Origin of the sequence: Streptomyces solincola, from assembly GCF_002982015.1 — a bacterium.
In the GTDB taxonomy this organism is placed as follows: domain Bacteria; phylum Actinomycetota; class Actinomycetes; order Streptomycetales; family Streptomycetaceae; genus Streptomyces; species Streptomyces solincola.
In genome coordinates this window covers 13,464-36,578 of sequence record NZ_PVLV01000097.1, presented here as the reverse complement: position 1 = coordinate 36,578, position 23,115 = coordinate 13,464, and the positions used below count along the sequence as shown (strand labels likewise).

Annotated in this window: 16 protein-coding genes and 1 pseudogene; 10 read left to right on the top strand and 7 right to left on the bottom strand. The window is 70.0% G+C overall.

Translation table 11 applies throughout. The features are described from left to right. The first annotated feature begins 250 nt into the window (after positions 1-250). From C6N75_RS07550 to C6N75_RS30515, 4 genes are all read left to right on the top strand, one after another. On the top strand, positions 251-2,092 hold the full coding sequence (locus C6N75_RS07550) for a glycoside hydrolase family 15 protein (RefSeq protein WP_105868070.1): 1,842 nt from the start codon (positions 251-253) through the stop codon (positions 2,090-2,092). Between the two features lie 300 nt (positions 2,093-2,392). Continuing rightward, positions 2,393-3,865, top strand: a complete 1,473-nt coding sequence (locus tag C6N75_RS07545; RefSeq protein WP_181160389.1) for an MFS transporter — start codon at positions 2,393-2,395, stop codon at positions 3,863-3,865. Positions 3,866-4,283: 418 nt separating this feature from the next. Further along, the gene (locus C6N75_RS30520; RefSeq protein ID WP_181160388.1) at positions 4,284-4,547 is read left to right on the top strand and encodes a hypothetical protein; all 264 of its coding nucleotides are present in this window, start codon (positions 4,284-4,286) and stop codon (positions 4,545-4,547) included. Continuing rightward, positions 4,544-5,275 (top strand): YoaK family protein, encoded by a 732-nt coding sequence (locus tag C6N75_RS30515; RefSeq protein ID WP_181160387.1) that lies wholly within the window; start codon positions 4,544-4,546, stop codon positions 5,273-5,275. The genes C6N75_RS30520 and C6N75_RS30515 overlap by 4 nt, the downstream gene beginning before the upstream one ends. A 765-nt stretch (positions 5,276-6,040) precedes the next feature. On the opposite strand, the gene C6N75_RS07535 is transcribed toward C6N75_RS30515, so the two are convergent. After that, a complete protein-coding gene (locus C6N75_RS07535; RefSeq protein ID WP_181160386.1) occupies positions 6,041-7,405 on the bottom strand; it encodes an MFS transporter in 1,365 nt (454 codons plus the stop codon). Between the two features lie 257 nt (positions 7,406-7,662). On the opposite strand from C6N75_RS07535, the gene C6N75_RS07530 reads away from it, so the two are divergent. From C6N75_RS07530 to C6N75_RS07520, 3 genes are all read left to right on the top strand, one after another. Beyond that, the gene (locus tag C6N75_RS07530) at positions 7,663-8,904 is read left to right on the top strand and encodes an MFS transporter (protein ID WP_181160385.1); all 1,242 of its coding nucleotides are present in this window, start codon (positions 7,663-7,665) and stop codon (positions 8,902-8,904) included. A gap of 1,587 nt (positions 8,905-10,491) precedes the next feature. After that, positions 10,492-12,000, top strand: a complete 1,509-nt coding sequence (locus C6N75_RS07525) for a thiol-activated cytolysin family protein (RefSeq protein ID WP_105868065.1) — start codon at positions 10,492-10,494, stop codon at positions 11,998-12,000. 759 nt (positions 12,001-12,759) lie between these two features. After that, positions 12,760-13,227 (top strand): hypothetical protein, encoded by a 468-nt coding sequence (locus C6N75_RS07520; RefSeq protein ID WP_105868064.1) that lies wholly within the window; start codon positions 12,760-12,762, stop codon positions 13,225-13,227. Between the two features lie 195 nt (positions 13,228-13,422). Here the strand turns inward: C6N75_RS07520 and C6N75_RS07515 are convergent, their stop codons facing one another. From C6N75_RS07515 to C6N75_RS30510, 3 genes are all read right to left on the bottom strand, one after another. Next, positions 13,423-13,905: a hypothetical protein gene (locus tag C6N75_RS07515; RefSeq protein WP_146132507.1), complete on the bottom strand. Its 483-nt coding sequence runs from the start codon at positions 13,903-13,905 to the stop codon at positions 13,423-13,425. A gap of 1,141 nt (positions 13,906-15,046) precedes the next feature. Next, positions 15,047-15,676, bottom strand: a complete 630-nt coding sequence (locus C6N75_RS07505) for a hypothetical protein (RefSeq protein ID WP_146132506.1) — start codon at positions 15,674-15,676, stop codon at positions 15,047-15,049. 640 nt (positions 15,677-16,316) lie between these two features. Next, the gene (locus C6N75_RS30510; protein ID WP_181160384.1) at positions 16,317-16,466 is read right to left on the bottom strand and encodes a hypothetical protein; all 150 of its coding nucleotides are present in this window, start codon (positions 16,464-16,466) and stop codon (positions 16,317-16,319) included. Between the two features lie 833 nt (positions 16,467-17,299). Here C6N75_RS30510 and C6N75_RS07500 point away from each other — a divergent pair. Together C6N75_RS07500 and C6N75_RS07495 are read left to right on the top strand one after the other, a co-directional pair. Then, a complete protein-coding gene (locus C6N75_RS07500) occupies positions 17,300-18,766 on the top strand; it encodes a phospholipase D-like domain-containing protein (RefSeq protein WP_258177278.1) in 1,467 nt (488 codons plus the stop codon). A 449-nt stretch (positions 18,767-19,215) separates the two neighbouring features. Beyond that, positions 19,216-19,839 carry a flavodoxin family protein gene (locus tag C6N75_RS07495; protein ID WP_105868059.1) on the top strand — a complete coding sequence of 208 codons (624 nt, stop codon included), beginning with the start codon at positions 19,216-19,218 and terminating at the stop codon, positions 19,837-19,839. A 118-nt stretch (positions 19,840-19,957) separates the two neighbouring features. Here C6N75_RS07495 and C6N75_RS32065 read toward each other — a convergent pair whose 3' ends face one another. Beyond that, positions 19,958-21,427, bottom strand: coding sequence for an aminotransferase class I/II-fold pyridoxal phosphate-dependent enzyme (locus C6N75_RS32065; RefSeq protein WP_105868058.1), 1,470 nt, complete (start codon positions 21,425-21,427; stop codon positions 19,958-19,960). Between the two features lie 152 nt (positions 21,428-21,579). Here C6N75_RS32065 and C6N75_RS31400 point away from each other — a divergent pair. Continuing rightward, positions 21,580-21,765, top strand: a pseudogene (locus C6N75_RS31400) (serine/threonine-protein phosphatase); the annotation flags it as partial. Positions 21,766-21,828: 63 nt separating this feature from the next. On the opposite strand, the gene C6N75_RS07480 reads toward C6N75_RS31400, so the two are convergent. Together C6N75_RS07480 and C6N75_RS07475 are read right to left on the bottom strand one after the other, a co-directional pair. After that, positions 21,829-22,353: a hypothetical protein gene (locus C6N75_RS07480; protein WP_219852857.1), complete on the bottom strand. Its 525-nt coding sequence runs from the start codon at positions 22,351-22,353 to the stop codon at positions 21,829-21,831. A gap of 79 nt (positions 22,354-22,432) precedes the next feature. Further along, a complete protein-coding gene (locus C6N75_RS07475) occupies positions 22,433-23,002 on the bottom strand; it encodes a hypothetical protein (protein ID WP_105868057.1) in 570 nt (189 codons plus the stop codon). Positions 23,003-23,115 lie beyond the last annotated feature (113 nt).

Here is a 23,115-nt window from a genome sequence, read left to right as displayed (position 1 = left end):
CTGCCGCCCCTCCCCCACCCGAGCCTGAACCCGGCCCGGGCCCCCGAGCGGTCTCCTTCCGCTGCATCCGCACCGCGGGCGCCCCGGCCGAGCCGGCCCGGCAAGGGTGCCCGGCGATGCGCCGAGACCGCGTTCTTCCCCTCTTCGTCGCCCGCAGCCCCAGGGGACAGGCGCGCCGATTTCCACCGTCCGGCTTAACCTGACCCCGAGGGACTGCTCGGGTGAGGTGAAGACCGAAGGGCGGGTATCGATGGACGACTACCCACTGATCGAGGACCACGGCCTCCTCGGTGACCTGCAGACCGCGGCGCTGGTGACGACCGACGGAAGCGTCGACTGGTTCTGCGCCCCCCGGTTCGACTCGCCCAGCGTGTTCGGCGCCCTGCTGGACAAGGACAGGGGCGGGCAGTGCACGGTGCGGCCCAGGCAGCGGGCCTATGCAACCAAGCAGATGTACCTGCCGGACACGGCGATCCTGGTCACCCGCTTCATGACGGACGTAGGCGCGGGGGAAGTGATCGACTTCATGCCGGTGACCGGCGGGACCGTCACGGGCAGCCACCGGCTGGTGCGCATGGTCCGCTGCGTGCGCGGCAGGATGACCTTCGAGATCGAGATCGCACCCCGCTTCGAGTACGGGCGCGTGGCGCACAGGCTGCACACCACCCCGCACGGAGCTGTGTTCGCCGCGGAGGACGGTTCGCACCTCACGGTGCATCCCATCCGCGAGCCGGACGAGGAGCGGTTGCTCGACATGCTCGGCGGTCCGCATGACGCGCTGCACTTCACCCTGACGCTCGAGGCGGGCCAGGAGCGGGGGCTGGCCCTGGAATGGGGGGCAGAGGGGCCGCCCAGGGTCATGCGGCTGGCCGAGTACCAGCAACTCTTCGAAGACACGGTGCGGTTCTGGCGGACGTGGCTGCGCCAGTCGCGTTACACGGGGCGTTGGCGCGAGATCGTGGAACGCTCGGCGATCACGCTGAAACTGATGACCTTCGCGCCCACGGGCGCCGTGGTGGCCGCCCCGACTGCCGCACTGCCCGAACAGCTGGGCGGGGAGCGCAACTGGGACTACCGCTTCACCTGGATCCGCGACGCCTCCTTCTCGGTGTACGCCCTTCTGGGCCTGGGTTTCACCGACGAGGCCAGGGCGTTCATCCAGTGGCTCTCCGCCCGGGTCAGGGAGCAGGCCGGCAGGCACGGAGACACCGGCCCCCTCAATGTCATGTACAGGGTCGACGGGTCGTCCGACCTCGAGGAGCAGATCCTCGATCACTGGGAGGGCTACGCGGCTTCCTCCCCGGTGCGGATCGGCAACGGCGCCGCTTCCCAACTCCAACTGGACATCTACGGCGAGGCCCTCGACAGCATCTACTTCGCACACCGCCACGGCCTGCACATGGCGCACGACGGGTGGACCGCGCTGCTGACGAACCTCGAATGGCTGACCGACCACTGGGACCAGGCGGAGGAGGGCATATGGGAGACCCGCGGCGGGCGGCAGGACTTCACCTACGGCCGCACGATGTCCTGGGTCGCCTTCGACCGAGCCCTGCGCCTGGCCGAGGCGAACGGCCGACCGTCCGGCGCCGAGCGGTGGCGCCGAGCACGGGACGCCTGCTACCGGCAGGTGATGGCCGACGGCTGGAACGCGGAGCGTCAGGCTTTCGTCCAGCACTACGGCAGTGAGGTGCTCGACTCCTCTCTGCTGCGCATGGCGACCGTCGGGTTCGTCACCCCCGACGATCCCATGTGGGTCACGACGCTCGACGCCATGGAGCGCGACCTGGTCAGCGACAGTCTGGTGTACCGCTACGACCCCCAAGCCTCCCCGGACGGCCTGCGCGGCTCGGAGGGCACCTTCTCGCTGTGCACCTTCATGTACGTCGACGCGCTCGCACGGGCCGGACGGACCGACAGGGCGCGCCTGGTACTGGAGAAGATGATGGGATACGCCAACCACCTGGGTCTGTACTCGGAGGAGATCGACCCGACAGGACGCCAGCTGGGCAACTTTCCGCAGGCCTTCACCCACCTCGCTCTCATCGACGCGGCCATCACCCTCGACGCCGCCCTCGACAGGTCCCCGTGACTCCAGCAGCGGATCGTGTCCTGAGCCGGTTGCTCTCCGGGTGGTGACTGCGGTGGGCGGCCGCTCGGCGGCCTCGTCGCCGGTGGGCCGAGTGGCCGCGAGATCTCATGGGCGAGGTCGGCTGGTTCGGTGGTGCGCGGGAGTGTTCCAGGAGCCGGCGGATCTCCGGGCGGCGCCGCCCCTGCGCGACTCCGGTGAATCGCGCGTCACCGCCAGGGTGCCGCGCGGCGCTTTCGACCCCTGCGTGATGGACTCTGCTGGTCGTCGGGGGACATCGGGAGCAGCGGACGGGAGGACGTGGTGGCGCCGAGCACGGGGAGCCGTGCCAGGTTCGGGCGTCGCGACCGCCTGGCGCTGCTCGCGGCAGCGTCGGCCGCGCTGGTGGTGGAGCTCGACTGGTTGGCGGTGAACGTCGCACTGCCGAAGATCGCCGAGGACGTGGGCAGGCCCGTGACGGACCTGCAGTGGCTCATCTCCGCATTCACGCTCGCCTTCGGCTCCGGAATGCCGGTCGCGGGGTGGGTCATCGACGCGTTCGGCAGGCGGCGCACGACGATCCACGGACTGGCCCTGTTCGCGCTGGGCTCCCTGCTGTGTGCTTGCGCGCCGTCCCTGGCTCTGCTGGTGTCGGGCCGCGTCGTCCAGGGGATCGCGGGGGCGTTCATCGTTCCCGGGGCGATCGCCATGACCGCGGGAGGGTTCACCGGACGCCGACGCGAGGTGGGTCTGGGCGTGGTGATGGCGGCGGCGAGCGGTGCCGCCGCCTTCGCGCCGTTCGTCGGCGGGGCTCTCGTCTCCGGTTTCGGTTGGCGGTCGGTGTTCGTGGGCGTGCTGCCGGTGTGCCTGGTGTCGGCGGCGCTCATCCACTGGTGTGTGACACCGTCGTTCGACCCGGACGCGGCCGCGCGCCGCCCGCCACTGCTCAACGGGGGCTGCGTGGTGTTCGGGGCGGTGCTGCTGACGCTGACGGTCGACCGCGGTCCCACCTGGGGGTGGTCCTCCGCCGCGACGCTGCTGTGCGCGATCGGCGGGTTCGCCCTGCTCGTGGGCTTCGCCCTGCTGGAGCGCAGCGACAAGCCGCCGCTGCTCGACCGGTCCCTGTACCGAGACCGCCCGCTGCGCCTGCTGACGCTGGCGGGCGCGATCTCCGTGGTGGGGTTCGTCATCGTCTCGACGTTCGTCACGTGGGACTTGCAGGAGGCGATGGGGCTGTCACCGTTCGTTGCTGGATGCACTCTGCTGGCCTTCTCCTTCCCGAACGCCGCGGCCGCCTACGGAGCGGGCCGCCTCGCCGGCCGGTCGGGCGCGTGGGGGTGGCTCGCCACAGCTCTCGCGGTCGCCGGCGCGGGGGCGTTGGCGGTGAGCCTGGCGCCGTTCCCCACCGCGTACTCGCTCACGCTGGCCCTCTGCGGGACGGGCATCGGTCTCAGCGGCGCCCTGTGCACCGTACTCACGCAGCAGCGTGTGCCGACGCCGCAGGCGGGCGCGGTGGCGAGCCTGACCCTGGCATTCAAGTACCTGGCCGCCGCCATCGCCACGTCGCTCGCGGCGACCCTGCTGGAGGGGCTGCGGGGCAGCACCGAGGGGGCCGCCGCGGACCGGGGCGGCATCGACACGGTGCTGCGCGGCGTCGCGGTGCTCACGGCGGCCGGCGTGCTGCTCGCCCTGCCCGACGCCCTCCGGGCCGCGCGGCGCGGAGGGCGTCGGGCTGGCGGGCCGGGTGGCCGCGCCGAGCATCGTTCCGGTAGCCCTGAAACCGGGCGAAAGCCTTGAGGGCTTGTTTTCGCTCGGGTTCCCACCGCTGGTGAAGACGCCCAAGGGCTACGGGCTCGCGACGAGGGAGCCGTGGAGCTGACGGCACAGCGTGTCACGCACGCCCGCTGCCGCTACCCAGCCATGGTGCAGCGCTCGGCCGACGACGCCGGCCCATGGGGGCTCTGCTGGGGGGACTCCGCCCGGTGCGCAGGCTGGGGTTCCTCTGGGCACTGCTGCGCCGGGACGCGGGTCTCTGCGGGTGCGGTCCCCGGCCGCCTCCCCGATAGTCGGGGGGGGGGAAGGTCCGGGATCTCCGCAGCGGCCCCACCCCGCTCGGGATTCGGACGGGACCACGGAGGGCGAGGCGGACCACGACATGGTCAACGGCGGCACTTCACGCGGCGGCTCCGCACGGATGGCCAGCCGGTGGTGTGCCGTGCCTCGCGTCACCGACGGCATGCTGCGGGTCGCCGCCGACACGGTCGCCCAGCGGTTCTCCGACTCGGTCACCGCCGGGACCGGAGCACCCCGGCTCGCTCCGATTCGCGAGCTTCCCGGAACGTCCGAGCACGTCGCCCGGGTGGTCGTCGCCCAGGCGGCGTTCGAGGACGGTGCCCGAGCCGACCTCTCCGGCAGTGCGGCGGCCGTGCGCACCGCGACCCGGCGCTCCGTATACCCGCACGTCGAAGGGGGCCGGTGAAGGTGGGAGGGCGGGGCCCGAGTCCATCGCTGCGCTTCGCGCTCCTGCTGCTGGTCGCGGCCTCGGGCGGAGTGGAGACGATTTCCTTTCTGGGCCTGAACCAGGTCTTCGCCGGTGTCATGACGAGCAACCTCGCACTGCTTGGCATGGCCGCCGGACGCGGGGAGGCCGGCAGTGTGATCCCCGCCGCGCTGGCGCTGACCGGCTTTGCGGCGGGCCTGACGATCGTCGCGCTCTACACGCGCGGCACGACACCGACCACCGCCTCCTGGCCCCGCCGCACACTGCTGGTGCTCGTCGCCGAGACCGCCCTGCTCGGCGTGGGCGCGCTGGCCTGGGGCCTGACGGACGGCAACCCCGGGGCCCTGCTCCGCAACGTGTTGCAGTGCGGCGTAGCGGCAGCCATGGGTATGCAGTCCGCAGCCATGGTGACCGCCGGCAGGACGGCTTCTCCCACCACCTACCTCACCGGAACTCTGGCGACGTACGTCGTGAAGGGCCTGGGCGGCGGGAGACAAAGCCTCTGGGCACCGCTTCGTCTGGGTGCTGTCATCGCCGGTGCCGCGCTCTCCGCCGTACTGCTGAGTGAGGCCCGGCGCTGGACGCTGGTGCCCCCGGTGGCCCTGTTGCTGTGCGGCCTTGCGGCGGCCTGCATTCCCTTCCCTCGCATGCGCGACAAGAGCACCCCCTGGTCACGGAGGCGGCGATCCGGTCCCACCCCCCTGTAGCTTCGGTGACGGGTACGGGTGCTCAAGCCGCGGCCGGGCCGGAGGCCCTGAGGGTCACAGCCTGCAACGTGCGGCTCAGGGGGTAACCCACGCGCCGGTCTGCTACGGCGTGTCCGTCACCGGGTACGCGGCGGCCCAGCCGCTGACCGGGAGCACCCGAGGCGGATGACGGAAACAGTACGGAGTCATACGGTTCCAGCAGGATCTGGAGGCCGTCAAGGCCGTACTGCACGGAGCACCAGACGCTGTGCGCGCGCGGGGGCGGTGTCGGTACCGGACCGGCCGTTGGGGCACTGGCTGGCGGACTCGCGCCGCCCCGGCGCCCTGGACGGCCCCCAAGTGGGCGGCCGTGCTCGCCGAGGTCGATGAACGCTCGGACCCGGCGTGGCCGGCCGCCTGCCTGCGGGACCACGTCGCGGTGCGCCGACCCGGCCGGGGCTACGTCCTGCCCGACGTGACCAGGCGCTCGATGGGCGCTGGACAGTGGCTGGGCCGGCGACGTCGGCCGGAGGTCTGGGCCGGCCGGGCCGAGCGGCAGCGCGCGTTGGCGAGACCGCCCGGTCGGCGACCCAGGTCGAGTCGGGCCGGGCGACCTCGGCCGGGGATTGCCTTGGGCCTGGAGTACGGTCTTGGACGGTGTCCGGAATCCGGTGGTCTGCTGGGTGCGGGGCCGGGACGTGACGCATCCGCAGACCGGCAAAGCTCGTGGTGCTGCGGGGCGGCCGTGATCGTCAGGACGGTCGCCACGGACAGCGGCTGCTTGCGTCACGGCGATGGCGCACCGCCGCTCGCCCACGTGTCCGACGCCATCAGCAGGCCCTGCGTCAGTGCGGCTGCCGCGAGCACCCCCGACGTGACGAAGAAGCCCTGCGCGAACGTGCTGCCGGGGAGCGGGTTCGGGCCTGAGTGGGTGCGGAGGAGCGTCGCCCCCACCACCGCCGTGCCGAGGGTGCCGCCGATCTGAAGGCACATCTCCAACAGGCCCGACGTACCCCCGCGGCGTGCAGTCGGAGGCGCCGACATGGCGACGGACAGCGCCGGGTTGTAGACCAGCGGGATCGAGATCCCCCACACGAGCAACGCCGCACCGAACGGCCAGTAGACCTCCGCTTCCGTTGCGACGGCCATCAGGGAGAAGCCGAGAGCCGCACCCATCGCGCCCACGATCGTCAGCGGGCGGGCGCCGAGACGCCGGGAGAGCGCCCCCGTCGCCGGTGCGAGGAGCAGGGTCGGGACCATGGCGGGCAGCATGGCGAGACCTGCGGCCGCCGGGCCCAGCCGGAGGGCGTCCTGCACGTACATCGCTCCGTACAGGACCGCGGCCAGGAAGCTGAACTGCGCGCAGAACACCATCACCGCCGAGCCCAGGAAGCGGCGCCCGGCCAGCAGCCGCACGTCCACCAGGGGTTCGGCGCGCCGCGTCTCGGTCCGTGCGAACCCACACAACAGGAGCACTCCCGCGGCGAGCAGCGCGAGGACGGTGGTCGGGTGCCACTCAGTCGACTGCATCACCGCGGTTACCAGGAGCCCCAGACCGGCCACCGATGTGACCAGCCCCCAGCCGTCGAAGCCTCTGGCACCGTGGCCCGCACCCGTGCGTGGGGTGACCACGACCCGGGCGATCAACAGAACGGCCGCCGCGGGCGCGAGGTTGAGGAAGAACACCGAACGCCATCCGAGGCTCTCGGTGAGCACCCCGCCGAGCAGGGGCCCCACCGCCAATGCGACCGACGCCGCGCCCACGTAGGTCCCGATCGCCCGGCCCAGCCGGTCCGGCGGGAACGAGTTCGTGATGATCGCCATGGCCTGCGGCAGCATTGCGGCGGCCGCCGCGCCTTGCGCCGCCCTCGCCACGACCAGGGCGCCGCCGCTAGTGGCGAGCCCGCACAGCAGCGAGGCGACGGCGAAGCCGAGGGTGCCGAGAAGGAACATCCGACGAGTGCCGACGAGATCACCGAACCGGCCGCCGGCCGCGGCCAGGACCGCGAAGGTGAGGAGGTATGCGTTCGGTACCCAGTGGGAGAGCGAGCCGCTGATCCCAAGATCATCCCTCATGGTCGGCAGGGCCACGCCGACCAGGGTCTCGTCCGCGAAGGTCATGCCCAGCGCAAGGCTGGTCGCGGCCAGCACCCATCGCTCCCGGCGGCGCCCGCCCGGGCCCTCAGTTTCGCTCGCCGCGGTCGGCGGAACAGGAACCATGGACCGACCATACGGATTGCACTACTTCGTCCGATAGCGCCAGAGACATGACGTTTGGGGGAAACTCGAATGTACACTCCAGGCCGAGTGCCCTTCCTTCGCACAGGTGCCGTAGCGCCTCGAGCCCGTCGCACCGGAGTCGTGGCACCCGGGCGGTTCTCGTGCGGTGCAGGCTTACGGGAGGTGGCATGGTCGGTTCGGCCGGCGCAGGGGGACGGCGTCCGGGAAGCGACGCGCTCGGGCGGGCCGGAGAAGGTCGTCGACGCCGACACTTCTGGCTGCTGGCCGGCGTCCTGTCCGCGGTGCTGACCGGCGCGAACATCCCGGCACCCCTCTACGTCATCTACGAGGCCCAGTTCCACTTCAAACCCGACCTGACAACAGTGGTCTTCGGCGTGTATGCCGTCGGGGTGCTGACATCGCTCCTCTGCTACGGCCGGGCGTCCGACCACCTGGGCCGACGCTCTGTCATCGCCGCGGCCATCGTGCTGATGGCGTTGAGCGCGGCGATCTTCCTGACCGCGCAGAACGTGCTGATGCTGTGCCTCGCACGGCTGGTGTCCGGTCTGGCCATCGGGCTCGTCGCAGCACCGGCGACCGCGGGGCTCAGCGAACTCGAACCGGACGGCGACGCTCGCCGGGCCGCCGTGGTGGCCACGGCCGCCAGCATGATCGGCCTGGGCCTCGGACCGGTACTCTCGGGGCTTCTGAGCGAGTACGCCCCGGCCCCCACCCGCCTGGTCTACGCCGCATACCTGGGGCTGCTCACACTTGCCGGCCTCATACTCGCCTCGCTTCCCGAGACGGTGCCGCTGCGAGACCGGCGGTACGCCCCCCGCCTCGACGTCGGGCTGCCGGTCGGTGTCCGGGCAGAGTTCCTGCCCGCGGCGATGGGAGTCTTCTCAGGTTTCTTCGTCCTCGGGCTGTTCGTCGGGCTGATTCCTTCGTTCCTCGGCAACGACCTGCACTGGACCAGCCACGCGCTCGGCGGGGCTGTGGTGTTCCTGCTCTTCGGCGTCGCGGCCACGGCCGAACTCCGAGCGCGAAGTTCTCCCGATCGGCGCGCGCTCGGAGTCGGCCTGATGGCCCTGCCCGTCGGACTGCTGCTTATCGTCCTTGCCTTCGCGTGGGCGAGCCTCCCCCTCTTCCTGGTGGCTACCGTGCTCGGCGGCTCAGCTGTCGGACTGGTCTTCATCGGGGGACAGTCGACCGTGAACCGCATCGCTCCGGCCCAAAGGCGCGCCGCCGTCACCTCGGCGCTGTTCCTCGCGGCCTACTCCGGCTTCTCCGTGCCGGTGGTCGCGGTCGGCGTCGCATCCGTCCATCTGGGCACACTCCGCGCCACGGCCGGCGCCACCATCGGCTTCGCAGTGATCTGCGCCGTGGCACTGACGGTACTGGCCCGAGCCGGACGGGGAGCGCGGCCCTGACGGAACCGGGTGAGAACGCCCTACGGTCGACGGCCGCCACCCTCGCGTCGGGATCGATGCTGTCGCCTTCCGCCCGCCCGCCCAAGGCGACAGCATCGGTGAGCAGATTCGTGAAGTGGTCGTGCCGAGGCGGTCCCACCCGGGGTGACGCCGCCGCCCAAGCCGCCGTGTCTGCCGGCATCGGCTCACTGACCCGGCCACGAGCCCTCCAGCCCCCTCCGTGCACCCAGAGCGCTGACTGGCGAGGGAGGACCTCGCGCTTTCCGCCGGTAGGGTGCGCGCATCCAGGACTGCCTACTGGTTGGTCGGGATCGCCCGCAGGTGCGTCGCGAGGTGTCCGTCCCGAAGCGGCCGCCGGAGCAACGGGAGCGCCTCGGGTACGGTGGCACAGGCCCGCTGGTGCGCCTCTGCTCCCGCGGGTTCGACGCCCCGGCGGTTCCCGGGCGCCGCTGGTGACGCGGAGGGCGACTTGCTCGTCACGGATGACGGGCGACTGGCCCGCCACCAGGGCCCCGCGCGCAGGGGCGCGGTCGACGTCTTGGTTCTGGCGGAAGCGGGGGCACTTGCCGCACGTCGTACTCGACGAGGACCTGCCGGTGTGGTCCTACTCCACTTCGAAGCATGGGGCGGCGACGGCGTCGAGGCGGCCGCACGGGTGCGCCGGCGGCGGTAGGCGTCGGACCGGTCAGTGTTCAGGCTGCACCACCCGCCGTGCGCGTCCGACGACCTGGCCAAGGCGTCCATGCCGGATGGCAGGCCGGTCCCGGGGGCCAGCGGCGCCCAAGGGCGCGCAGCACCCAGTGCTCGAATCACAGCGGGAGGCGCCCGAGGAAGCGAAGCGACGCAAGGGCAGCGAGGCGCGGTACGCCCGTGCCATCCGCGAATCCGAGCACCAGCCGGCACGAGCATCAGCTGCTGTGCCTTTGACGTCCGGTGTCTGCAAGCGGGCTGCGGTGCGAGCTGTACCGCGGCCAGCCGGACCCGCTAGCGCGAAGCACCGGTGGAAGACCCGTGCGATCAACTCAGATTCCTTCCGTCGAACCCGACAGGGCTGACCGGAGGTGCCGCGCAACGGGATAGGTGTTCCATCGACGTCCAGGAATAGCAGCGCAAGCCGCTCCACAAGATCCACTCCCCAAGATCCCCCACTTCCAGGCCAGTGACCTCACAACCCCGAAGCAATGCATGGCGAGCATCAACACATTTAAGCGTCGCTGAGTCTGATCCCGCAGCCACACCGATTACTGCAGCCAAGGCGGCCCCTCTCCGGGCAGGCGGGACAGGGCACGGAAGCCTCGCACGCGGCCCGCCGGTTCATGAAGCACTCATCCGAGTCAATATTCATCGCGCAATGCCGCCGAATATGACGAGGCATCATTCCAGTGCCGGACCAATGCGGCGGCAGCACACAGACCCGATTCGCTGAACCATCCGTTAAGTCGGCACCAGCGCCGCCCTCAGACACGGCCCCTACGATTCGCAGTGCCCGACGCCAGCAGCACCCCATCACACGCCCGCGGATTTCGCCCGGGGAGTGAGCCGGAGGCGCGTCAAGACGGCGGACCACACAAGAATAGGGATGCATACATGAACAGAGTCGGAGTCAAGGCAGTCGGAGCATGCGCCATCGCGGTGATGGGCTGCACGATGCTCACGACCCCCGCCAGTGCCGCTGTTCCCACGGACGGCAAGGCGGAGCTCAACGACTACATCAGTGGTTTGAGCTACGACAAGAACCAGATACTGACCTTCCAGGGGGAGAAGGTCACCAACGTGCCCCCGACCGAGGGGCAGCAGCAGAACGGGCAGTTCGTCGTTCTCAGTCGGGAGAAGAAGTCCCTCTCCAACCCGACGGTGGACATCGCGGCGATCTCCTCGAACGCGGACAAGACCTATCCCGGGGCGATCCTCCAGGCCAATGGCGGCCTGGTGGAGAACAGCCCCACTCTGGTCTCCGCCGGGCGGGCCCCGGAGACCATCAGCGTCGATCTTCCCGGCATGGCCGGAAAGAACTCCACGGTGGTGAAGCAGCCGAGCAACAGCTCGGTGCAGTCGGGCATCAACACGTTGCTCGAGCGGTGGAACGCCGACAACGCGCCGAGCTACCCGAACATCCCGGCCAGGATTCAGTACGACAAGAGCATGGCCTACAGCATGTCTCAGCTGAAGGCCAAGTTCGGGTCGTCCTTCACCAAGCTGGCCGCACCCCTGAACATCGACTTCTCCGCTGTCGCCTCGGGCAAGAAGCAGGTGGAGATCGTCAATTTCCGGCAGATCTACTACACGGTCAGCGTGGACGCGCCGAACAAGCCCGCTGACGTCTTCGCGCCGGACGTCACCCCCGCAGACCTGAAAAAGCGCGGCGTGACGAGCGAGACCCCGCCGGTGTACGTGTCGAACGTCTCCTACGGGCGTTCCATGTACGTGAAGCTGGAGACGGACAGCAAGAGCGAGAAGGTGCAGGAAGCCTTCGACGTCGCGTTCAAGGGGGGTGAGGCCCACGCGGACACGGAGGTGAAGAACATCCTCAAGAACACCTCCTTCAGCGCCGTGGTACTCGGCGGTGACGCCGGGGACGCGACGAAGGCCGTCAGCGGCAACATGGACGACCTGCAGAAGGTGATCCAGAAGGGGAGCCGCTACGGTCGGCTGAACCCCGGGGTGCCGATCTCGTACACCACGTCCTTCCTCAAGGACAACGCGCCGGCCACGATCCAGAACTACTCGGAGTACGTGGAGACGAAGGCCAGGGCCTACGACAGCGGTGAGCTCAAGCTGGACCACAAGGGGGCTTACGTGGCCCGGTTCTTCGTCGACTGGGACGAGGTGAGCTACGACGAGGCCGGCAAGGAGGTCCTCACACCGCGGCACTGGTCCGAGAACGGCAAGAGCAAGACCGCTCACTTCTCTACGTCGATCCACCTCAACGGCAACGTGCGCAACCTCCGCGTGAAGATCAACGAGTGCACCGGCCTCGCTTGGGAATGGTGGCGGACCGTGTACGACAAGCAGGACCTGCCCCTGGTCAAGGCCCGCACCATCAAGATCGGTGGCACCACCCTTCACCCGAGCGTTTCGGACGAGGTCTCGCCGTGAGGCCATAAGATCGTCGCCTTCGTGGCGGGGACAGGCGGAGGAATCCGGACCGGCTCGCCTCAGGCTGCACGCGACGCGCGTGCCCGGCGTATGCCCGCCCCGGCATGTTCGCACTGGAGTCGGCGACGGATGAACTCGCGGACGTGTGCGGGATCGACCCGGTGGAGTCGCGGTGGTAGCGCAACTCCACCGGGAACGATCCCGCACAGCGGTCTGCCTTTCAGCAGCAGGTCGGCAGGCCGCGAGATGACGGCTCGTGCGGATACCTCGCGGCACAACAGGCAGCTCGCGCCTGGGCCAGCCGGTGCGCCAGACCCGCTCCCCTGACGACCACATCAGGGAGAAACGCTCCAATCCCTTTCCGCACCGCGCCGCTGGTGTAAACCGTCCGCTTCACCCGCGTAAGGAGCGCGTTGATTTCCGCACGCCACGATCTTCGTGTCAGCACAAGCCTTTCCCGGGGGGAAAGCTTGACTCGGCCAGAGCGTCACCACGGCGTTCACGGCTCTCGTTGTCGCCTGCTGGTAGGCGACGGTGCGTGACCCGCCCCCACCCGCACTCGAAAAGCTTGGCCGACGAACCGGGCGGCGCCTTGAGAGCGTCGAAACTTCGCGTGCAACGCCCTGTCATCCCAGGGCAGCCGGGGATCGCACCCCCTCACTCTCCGTGAGCTGAGTGTTCCGACGGGACGCGATCCTTATTCTCAACTCGAAGCAGATCTGGAAAATTCTGATGAGTAGGTCTCATATGCGAAATCGAATGATCACGGCGGCGGCGGCAGTGGCGGTAACCGCGCTTTCCGTCGTCGGAACCATCACCCCCGCCTCCGCGGCCTCCAAGTCGCACCTGTCAGTGGACATGAAGGTGGTGAACGGGACGGACACGGTTCTGCTGCCCACCAGCGGGGAGCCGGCCACCGTCTCCGACGGCGGCCGGTTCCATCCTGCGCCCCGGCCCGTCCTGGGCATCGACGCCCCGGATGAGAATGCGCACACGTGGTCTGCCAGTGCAGCGCACGCCTTCCAGGCGACGGCTCCGTACTTCCTCAGCGGAGAGAAGCTCTACATGCTGTACGTCAATGCGGAAGTGCACAGGAATCACAAGAACCGCGCGTCGTGCGTCGTGCGCAACATGCACGGCGAGGTCGACGAGTCAGAGTTCCACTGCGAGGCCAGCATCGACAACGACAAGCGGGCCAAGGGGCTCGCGGTGGTGACACCTCGCTGAGGTGCGCCGGAGAGCCCCCTCTTCGTCCCCGCCCGGCCCTGAGGGCTGAGTCGACCTGACGCGGTCGGGGAGGTCGCGGGCGTCNNCGGGCGTCGGACCGGACCCGTGGGGTTCATGCACGTCACCGTCCATGAGCCCTAGGGCAGCACGCGTTCACCGGCTGCGAGCCTGACCAGACGCCGCCGGCGTCGAACGTCAGCCCTGCGAGGCGGAGGCGACGAGCTTCACTATGCGCGACGCCGTCTTGGGGAGGACGGGCAGCGCACCGTTGCAGGAAGCGGTCGAGACCTCGACGTCTCCCGCCTTCACGTCCCAGGTGGTCTTTTCTCCCGGGGCGCAGTTCACCGACACCAGCGTCCACTGCTCCGATGCGAGAGCCTTGCTCCGGGCCAGCCGCTGCACCTCGGCAGCCTGGGTCCGAGACAGGCGCGTCTCGGAGAAGTAGTCGACGCCGAACCCGTCGGTGACGTAGTGGTGCTGCATGACACGCGTGCCGTCGACGCTGAAGTCGACGTGCTTGACGGCGCCGTCGCCGGTCGTCGTGGTGGAGGTGATGGTCAGTGTGTCCGTCGCCTGCTCGCGGGGGTTGTCCGCGGCCAGAGCGGGTGAGGCCACGCCGAGCCCGAGGGTGCCCAGCAGGGCAGAGCCCGCGACAGCGGTACGGATCAGGGTCATCATGTTTCCCTTCAACGCGATCAATGATCTTACGGGGATCACGTAACCCCCTGATGCATCAACAGCGCCCTATCGCAGAGTTAAATGTGCGCGCACAGACGGTATGTGACGACTCATCAAGATGGAACGCACATGAGGAACAGTCACGAGAGGGGGCGCATGGTGGGGCGGGAAGCGTTTCTCCACCCTCTGTCCATCGGCGCCCTGACTGCGGGCCTGGTGCCGGCGGCGGCACACATAGCGGAAGAGGGCTAGGGTTCCGAGGGGACAGAGGCCGGTCGGCCTGGGCGGCTGGGCCGCAACGCCGGCGGCCCGCCCATGGCACTGGGAACGCGGGGCTACCGCTACCTGCTCTCGCTGCTTCGCGTCGCGCACGAGCGCCCGCACGAGTCAGGAGGTGAGGCTCTGTATGGGCGGGAGGCAGTCGCAGGAGCCACTCCGGGTCACGGAGCGGAGAGTCGGCTGCGCCGATGGTGTTTCAGGCCGATGGGGCGGGCGGCGGCGCCTTGTGTCAAGGGCTGGTGCGGTGCGGCTGGGGCAGGTCCCGGATCCGCTGTCAGGGCTGGACCGCGCCCACGACGGTATGTACGACGATGAGCGGCGCGATTCCCCGTACGAACCAAAGACGGTCGCCTACGTCTTTCCAGCCCGCCGCGAGCACGAGGCCGGCCACCCCTGCGCCGGGCTGCGACGGACGCCAGGAGTCAAGCGATGATCGATGACGTTGCCGACCGAGAGGTGGCCGAGCATATAGAGGAGACTGGCTACGGCGACGTCTCGTACCCAGATGACCGGCCCGCCTCCCCCGGTCGTCGCTCTGGGGAGACATCGTCCGCCGCCTTCCATGAGCACTGCGGTTCCTTCAGCTCGTCCACCCTCACCACCGAACACCTGCTCAGGGTGGAGGCGCCCCCTCGCCAGGGGGCGGCGAAGACGGCACGGTGAGCCCGGAGCAGCCTGAGGTGATCGGGGCGGCACACCTCGGTGATCGCCTGGCATAGGACGCCGTGGAGGCGATGCCGCCCGTACACAGTGCGGCCCCGTCTCCGATGTGAGACGGGGCCGCACTGCGCGTAGGGTGAGCGGGGCGCGGCGGCATCATGTCACCGTCTCCGGGTCGGACGCCGGCCACCGCTCGCTGCGGTCAGTCCGCCTTTTGCTTCGGCTTGTGACGCGAAGCGCAAGCAGCGATCTCCTTCTTGGTCATCGGCCGGGTCTTCACCATCACCGCGCTGTACTTCCCGGCCGTTCCGTTCTCCACCGGGCCGAGGATCGTACCCGCTATCTTCCAGTGGCGACGCCCATGGACAGGGAAGAAGTAGTGGGTCGTCCACTCGCCGGTCGCCTTGTGCATGAGGGGCGCCCGTGCGATCCACCCCACTTCTCGGGGCTTCACCGTGACGTTCACCGTTCCGCTCGCGACGTGCGCCTTCGCCTTGCTGTGCGAGAGGTTCGCGGAGATGCCGGCCGCCACGGGCTGGACCGAGCCGAGGTTCAGAGACATACCGGCCTCGTCGGTGACGGTCAGGGAGTCCTCCCAGCCCATGGTCTTGGCCACATCGGAACTGCTGCAGTTCAAAAGGGATTTGGACACCTGCCGGAAGGGCCCCCGGAAGAATTTTCCGGGGCCGTCAGCCTTGAAGGTGCATCTGGCCTTCCCCGACCTGCAGTCGGCTTCCAGGCGGCTGTCCGACGGCCGCTTCCTCGTATCGGCGGCTGCTGCCGACGGCGCGGACACACCGCAGGCCACGGCTATCACACCGAGCAGTGCCACCGAACGCTGCGCAGCCCGGCGACGTCGCACTCGGGATGCCGGGGCTTCGGGGGCTGACGGTCGAGAAGTTCTGTACAACGTGCACCTCAGTTTCACATATAGGACCGAGCGGACAGCACCGTGCGCGTCGTTGTCGGACGCCGCGAGGCCGACCGGAGGCCACATGACGAGGCGATACTTTCGGCCGGTCGACTTCCAGGGGCTGCGCGCTTCTGAGCGGCAAGGTGTACCCGTTCGTGGAAGGTGCGCCAATCCTTGGGCGCTCTTTCCGGCCAACACACGGAGAGGGCGGAACATCAAGCGCGTTTTAGCCCGGTGCTCAACGAAGGCAAAACGGCCCGCGCGGCGCCCGACGCCAGGCTTTGATATCCCCTGAAAACGGACGTGAAACGGTGGGCAGCGCGACACCAGGGGGGCGGCACCGGTGCGCAGCACCGGCTCATTCTCGTCGCCGGCCCCTCGCGCCCGGCGGGCGTTCCGGGTCGGCCGGGGAGGTGCAGCGCGCCCAGGCCAGCATGGCCGTGGGATGGACGGGGACGCGTGCGGTGTACGGCGCGGACGGCGCCGTCATCTCCGCACAGGTGCCGCCACCGCCCACTGCGGGGCCGAAGACCGCGTCACCCCGGCTGAGACGGGGATCTCAGCACCAGGTCGAGCACGCCACCGGTTTCAAGCCCGGGCACAGCCCCGCCCGGCGCCGGCTGTTGGCCTCGACGAGCGCGTCGAGGGCCTCCCGGGTCTCGACCGGGTGCGCGATGTCGTCGTCGACTCGGTCCTGTTGACGGAACATAAGCGTAGGTCTCTCGCGCCGCCCGGTTCGTCCGGGACGTCCGCACACGGCGGCGCTGTCGCGATCACCCGGCTCGACGAACCCGCGCCGAACACGCGGTGGAGGGCTCTTCATCCAGTCGATCGACCGATCGACTGGAACTCCATGAAGACTTCGAACAGAAATGATCGCTCCGTGCGGGCATGCGAGCCTTTTCGGCGGACCTGAAAAATAATCAACTCTGTTCACCAGAAGTCTTGATGCCTCGGTGGCTCCACGAGGGTGACTGCGCGTACAGACTTTCGGAATGCGGCTGCTGGAAGAATGCGACGTCCGCACCGGTCCGCCGACGGCCTCAGGGTGGGGATTCATCAACAGGCTACAACCTCTTTGTCTCACAACGCCCTTGGCGTCAGCGTCCATCCAGGCCCATCCGCCGCCTCGCAACGTGCCGCGCAGAAGCCAGCGGCCCGTGCATTCAGGGCGACGAGCAGCCGGAGGCGTCCTTGTGACATTGATACGAGCGAGATTCTCGAGGTTTCCGATTCCGCATGAGCGGCTCCAGCCGAGAGGACGTCGACCGGGCCCCCTGCGCGCGCACGCGATCTTAGGCGCAGTCGTTTGCCGGCCTTTATACCCTCTTTAATCGGCCCTCGGGGACTATTCATCCGCCCAATTCGAGCACGAACTGGAAGGTCATTTCCGTGCTTAAGCGCCTCACGAACTCCGGCACTCTCCGTGCCGCCTCACTACTGACCCTCACCGTGGTGTTCACGACCACGGGGCTCCCCGCTAGCCAGGCGGCCGAAGGTCCGACGCCACATCTCGACGCGGTCGAGCGAACTCTGCGTGAGGTGTCACCGGGGCTGGAGGGGCCGGTGTGGCAGCGCAGCGACGGCAACAGCCTCGACGGTCTGGCGGAGGGCGGGGCCGACTGGCTGCTCCAGACCCCGGGGTGCTGGGGCGACGCCGGGTGCGCGGACCGCTCGGGGACCAAGAACCTGCTCAGCAAGATGACGGCCGACGTCTCCCGGGCGGAGCGCACCGTCGACATCTCCACCCTCGCGCCCTTCCCCGACGGCGCATTCCAGGACGCGATCGTCGCGGGGCTCAAGGAAGCGGCGCGGACCCACCACGTGAAGGTCCGCATCCTGATCGGCTCCGTCCCGGTCCTCAGCCGCAAGGAGAAGCCGGACGCCTACCGCGACGAACTCATACGCAAGCTCGGCAGCGCGGCGGGCAACGTGACGCTCAACGTCGCCGCGGCGACCACGTCCAGGACGTCGCTGTCCTGGAACCACTCCAAGCTCCTGCTGGTCGACGGCCGCAGTGTGATCTCCGGAGGCATCAACGACTGGTCCGGAGCCTACGTCGACACGGCGCACCCGGTGACCGACGTCGACCTCGCGCTGAGCGGTCCGGCCGCCGCCTCGGCCGGGCAGTACCTGGACACCCTCTGGGGCTTCGCCTGCAAGCACATCGGGCCCGCCTCGCACACGTGGTTCGCCGGTTCGAACGGCGCCGCCTGCATGCCGGACCTTGAGCGGGAATCCAACCCCGAGCCGTCCGCCCCGACGGGGAACGTACCGGTGATCGCCGTCGGCGGACTCGGAGTGGGCATCCGCAAGAACGACCCGAAGTCGACGTACAAGCCGGAATTCCCGGACACCCCCGCCGACCTCACCTGCAAGAAGCTCAAGCTGCCCGACAACACCAATGCCCGCCGTGACTACGAGACGGTCAACCCGGAGGAGAACGCCCTGCGTTCCCTCGTGGCCAGCGCCACGCACGACGTGGTGATCTCCCAGCAGGACATGAGCGGCCCCTGCCCTCCGCTCCCGCGCTATGACGTGCGGCTGTACGACACACTCGCCGCCAAGCTCGTCGAGGGGGTCAAGGTGCGGCTCGTCGTGAGCGACCCGGCGAACAAGGGCAGCGGCAGTGACGGCGGCTACTCGAACATCACGTCCCTGAAGGAGATCAGCGACTCGCTCAGGGGCCGCATCGACAAGATCACCGGAGACGCCGCCAAGAGCGAGCAGGTCATGCGCCGCAACCTCCAGCTCGCGTCCTTCCGGGCCGCCGCCGAAGCCACCTGGGCGGACGGAACGCCCTACGCCCTGCACCACAAGCTCGTCGCCGTCGACGACGCGGCGTTCTACATCGGCTCGAAGAACGCCTACCCCGCCTGGCTACAGGACTACGGCCACATCGTCGAGGACAAGCAGGCCGCCGCCCAGCTCAAGAAGCGCCTGCTCGACCCCGAATGGACCTACTCGAAGGCGACCGCCACCTACGACTACGAGCGCGCCGGCGGCTGACACGGGGGCTGTCCGAGCGCCGCCCGTGCCCACGGTTCCCCTCAAGGTGTCGGGCCGGTGCGGGTGCGGGTGATGCGTTCCTCCATCCCGTTCGGCCGTTCCAACGGGGTGCCGTACAGCAGGGAGCGGCGCCGACGCCGGTAGGAGGCCGACCACAGCCGCAAGGCAGCTCAGCGCTGGCGTCGCGCCCCTCTCCCGTGCCGTGGGGAGGGACGCTCCGGGGTCGCCTCGGCCGTACCGGAAGCGGCTGCGGCCAGTACCCGGTGCGGCCCGGTCGCCGGCTGGGGCGAAGGAACCGGCCGCGTGGACGGGAGCGGCGGACGCGGCCGGGGCCTACACCCCTGCCCTGCACGCTCCCGCTGTCCGCCGCGGTCGCGGTGCAGCCGCCGTTCGAGTCCTCCGGTCCGGTCGGGCGAGATGGGCCCGGTCTGCCTGGGTAGCCGCAGACCATGACCACCACCGCAAGCAGCCCTCTGCGTGCCGTAGCGCTCGTCTGCACGCTGTCCCCCTCCCCCGCGTCGTCCAGCTCGCAGATGCTGGCCGAGCAGACCATGGCCGCGTTCGCCGAACACGGCGTCACCGGCTCCACGATCCGGATCGCCGACCACGACGTGAAGCCCGGCGTGGAGACCGACATGGGCGACGGCGACGCCTGGCCGCAGATCCGTGCCGAGATCCTCGCGGCCGACGTCCTGGTGCTGTCCACGCCCATCTGGCTGGGCCACCCCTCCAGCCTCGCCCAGCGCGTGCTGGAACGCCTCGACGCGGAGATCTCCCAGACCGACGACGAGGGCCGCATGCTCACCTACGGCAAGGTCGCCGCCGTCTGCGTCGTCGGCAACGAGGACGGCGCCCACAAGGTCAGCGCGGACCTCTTCCAGGGCCTGAACGACGTCGGCTTCTCCCTCGCCCCGGGCGCGGTCACCTACTGGGTCGGCGAAGCCATGCAGGGCACCGACTACCAGGACCTCGACCAGACCCCCGAGAAGACCGCATCCACCACCAAGACCCTCGCAGCCAACACCGTCCACCTCGCCCGCCGGCTCAAGACCTCCCCCTACCCGCCCTCCTGACCTGTCCCTCTGCGCTCCGTCACCGCTGCCGCCGTCGTCATCGCAGCGACGAGGAGGCGCCGGTACCGGGACGGGCTGCGCTCGGCGCCTCCTGGACGTAGCTGTGTGCGCGCGGCGGTCAGGGGCTCTCGGTGCTGACGCGGACCGTGGTGACGTCCGTGTCGGCCGCGTCCGGGACGACCATCCCGGCCTCGACGCCGCTGCGCAGGTAGCGCAGCACGTCCTCGGTGAGCCGTTCGCCGGGCAGCGCCGCCGGGATGCCCGGCGGGTAGGGGGTGAGCATCTCGGCGGCGATGCGGCCGGCCGCCTTCTCCCAGGACACCTGCTCGACACGGCCGAAGAAGGCGTCGCGGGGCAGCATGACCTGCTCCAGGCGCAGCGAGGCCGGGTCGGGTACCTCGACGGCCGGGGCGGGGCGCAGGGTGTCGGCGTGCCGGACGGCGTCGGTGAGGGCGTTCACCAGGGTGTCGGTGGTCTCCTGGTTGTCGGCGTGGGTGAGCTGGGCGCTGCTGCGCCGGTGGTCGGACAGGTGCAGGTCGACCTGGTGGTGCTCGCGGATCCAGTCGGCGACGGCGTAGCCGGTGGTGCCCAGGGCGGAGATGTCCACGATGACCTGGAGGGGGTCCATGTCGGCGGCGCTGCCGGGACCGCAGAAGTCCTCGCGGCCGTGTACCCGCAGTCCGTCGACCGCGTCGATGCGGGCGCGGGTGTCGTGGGCCAGGGCGAGGGCGTCGTCGAAGAGCCTGCGGCCGTGCTCGGCCATCTGGCGGCGCCAGCCGTCGAGGGCGGCGTAGATCAGGACGTTGGGGCTGGTGGTGCCGAGCAGGTCCTCGCGCTGCTTGAGCACCTCCGGCTGCACCAGGTCGCCCTGGAGGTGGAAGACGGAGCCCTGTTCGAGTCCTGAGCCCATCTTGTGCACGGAGGTGACGCACACGTCGGCGCCCGCGTCCATCGCCCAGGTCGGCAGTTCGGGGTGGAAGGGCAGGTGCGCCCCCCACGCCTCGTCCACGATGAGCGGCACGCCGTGCTCGTGGCACACCCGGGCGATGGCGGAGAGGTCGGAGCAGGTGCCGTAGGGCGTGGGCGTGGTGACCAGGGCGCCGCGCGCGTCGTGGTGTTCGGCCAGGGCGGCGCGGAAGGCGTCGGCCGAGGGCGGGTGGGCGAGGTGGCGCTCGGCGTCCCACTGGGGGTCGACCCAGATCGGCACGATGCCTGCCAGAACGAGGCCGGACACCACCGACTTGTGGGCGTCGCGGCCCACGATCAGCTTCTCGTGCGGCCCTGCCACGGACAGCATGGCGGCCTTCACCGACAGGGAGCTGCCGCAGGTGGAGAAGAAGGTGTGCTCCGCCCCGACCGCGTCCGCCATCAGCTCCTGCGCTCGCTGTAGTACGCGCCCGGTGGAGCGGCGGTCGTCCAGGCCGCTGGAGGCGAGCAGGTCGGAGCGGAAGACGGCGTCTCCGAGCACCGCGCGGACCCGTGGGTCCGCGCCGCGTCCCTGCTTGTGCCCTGGCGGGGTGAACGGGGTCTGCCCCTGCCGGTGGTAGGCGGCCAGGGCGTCGAGTACCGGTGCCTGCGAGTGGTCCATGCCTCTCCAACGAGCTCACGCATCTGGTTGTGGAGCATCCCGAGTACCCGCCTCCGCGGCGAGGACACGGCGTCATCCGGTCGCGGCCTCGGGCGCGGGCGGCGGCCATGCGCTTGCCGGACCGCGGCGCCCCGTGTCGGGTGGCGCCCGAGGTCACCGACGAGGTGCTGGAGCCGGTGGAGGAGGCCGCGCACGCGCCGGCGTGCATCGTCGTCACCGACCGGCGCTTCACCGACCTGTACCACTGGGGCCAGCGCACCACCCCCGTCACCCTGGCCGCCGAGATCCAGCGCCGGCTCCTGCCCACCGCCCCCTCCTGCGAAGCGGCCGAGTTCACGCCGGGTCGATCACCGACGCCCTGGGCCACGACAGCATGCTGCGGCGCTACTCGTGACGCTGGGTCATGCGGGTTTCGCCGGAGAGGGCGTGCTCGGGGTGCTGAGGTTGCGGGCGGCGGCGGCGACCCGCATCCGCTCCAGGACCGTGGCCTGCCGCTCGGCGCGGTCCAGGAGGGTGTCGAGGCGTGCGGCATCCAGGCGCCGGTCGCTCTCGGCCAGGGTGCGCAGGGCGCGCCAGCAGGCGGCCTTGCCCAGGACGCCCAGGAGCATCGCCTCGGCTTCGAGGAGGTCGCTGAGCGGGGAGCGGGAGAGGAGGCGCCCGTTGGTCTTGAGACGTCCGGCCTTCTCCGCGACCCAGCCCAGAGCCATCCTGGTGCGGTCGACGGACACCTCCAGGTCGGCCATGATCTGCGCCAGCGCGTCGCGGTCGTCCCGCACCTGACGCGCCAGGTCCGCCAGGACCTCCTTCTCCTCCCCGTCAGCTCTGGCCTTGGCAGCGCGCTGGAAGAGTTCCAGGCCGCCCGTCGCACCGGTGTAGTGGTCGTTCAGATAGATCGCCAGCATGTCGGTCCCGGCGGGAGCGGACACGGGAAGACCTCCAGGTGGTGGGGCGTCACCGGTACACGAGGGCCGGGGCAGTCGTCCGGCTCCGGTCACGCGCGGGGATTCAGGGGAGGAAGGGGGCCGCGGCACGGGCTCGGCGCCATGTGCCGAGGAGCTGCTGGGCGGGGCGCTGCTGCTCGCCCTGGAAGGCGTTGAGCACCAGCAGGCTCCCGGTCAGGGCGGGCACCGCCCACTGCACCCAGGTCAGCCGCTGCCGGGCCTGGTCGAGGTCGACCGGGTGCTCCCGGGCTTTCTCGGCGTCCTCGGGGTCGGTGGAGGAGGCGAGAGCGACCTTCCTGCCGAGAAATCCGGAGTAGGCGGTGGCGGCCAGGGCACCGGCGGTGAGGGCCGTCTTGACGGCGGAGGAACCGGCCACGCCCCGTTGCGCTCCCAGCCGCCCCGCGTTCGCGGCGAGCAGCCCTCCGCCGCCGAACAGGTGTGTGCCGATCGCGGCCGCGTTGACCGGTGTCCACCTGGCCCAGCCGGACGAGGAGATGCGGTCGGTGGCCGACTGGGATCCGCCTTCGTGCTCGGCCGCGCCGTTCAACCCGACTGCGCCCATCAGCGACCCGCCGAACCACGCGGCCAGCCCGACGTCGTGCAGGCTGCGGATCAGAGTGCTGCGCTCGTACATGCGGAAGCTCTTTCGACGGGGCGGGAAGCCGGGATGTCGGGGGATCTCCACCGGGGGCAGGGTCGGGTCGGGTCGGGTCTGCATACGGCTGTCACGGCGTCCGGTGTGGGCTG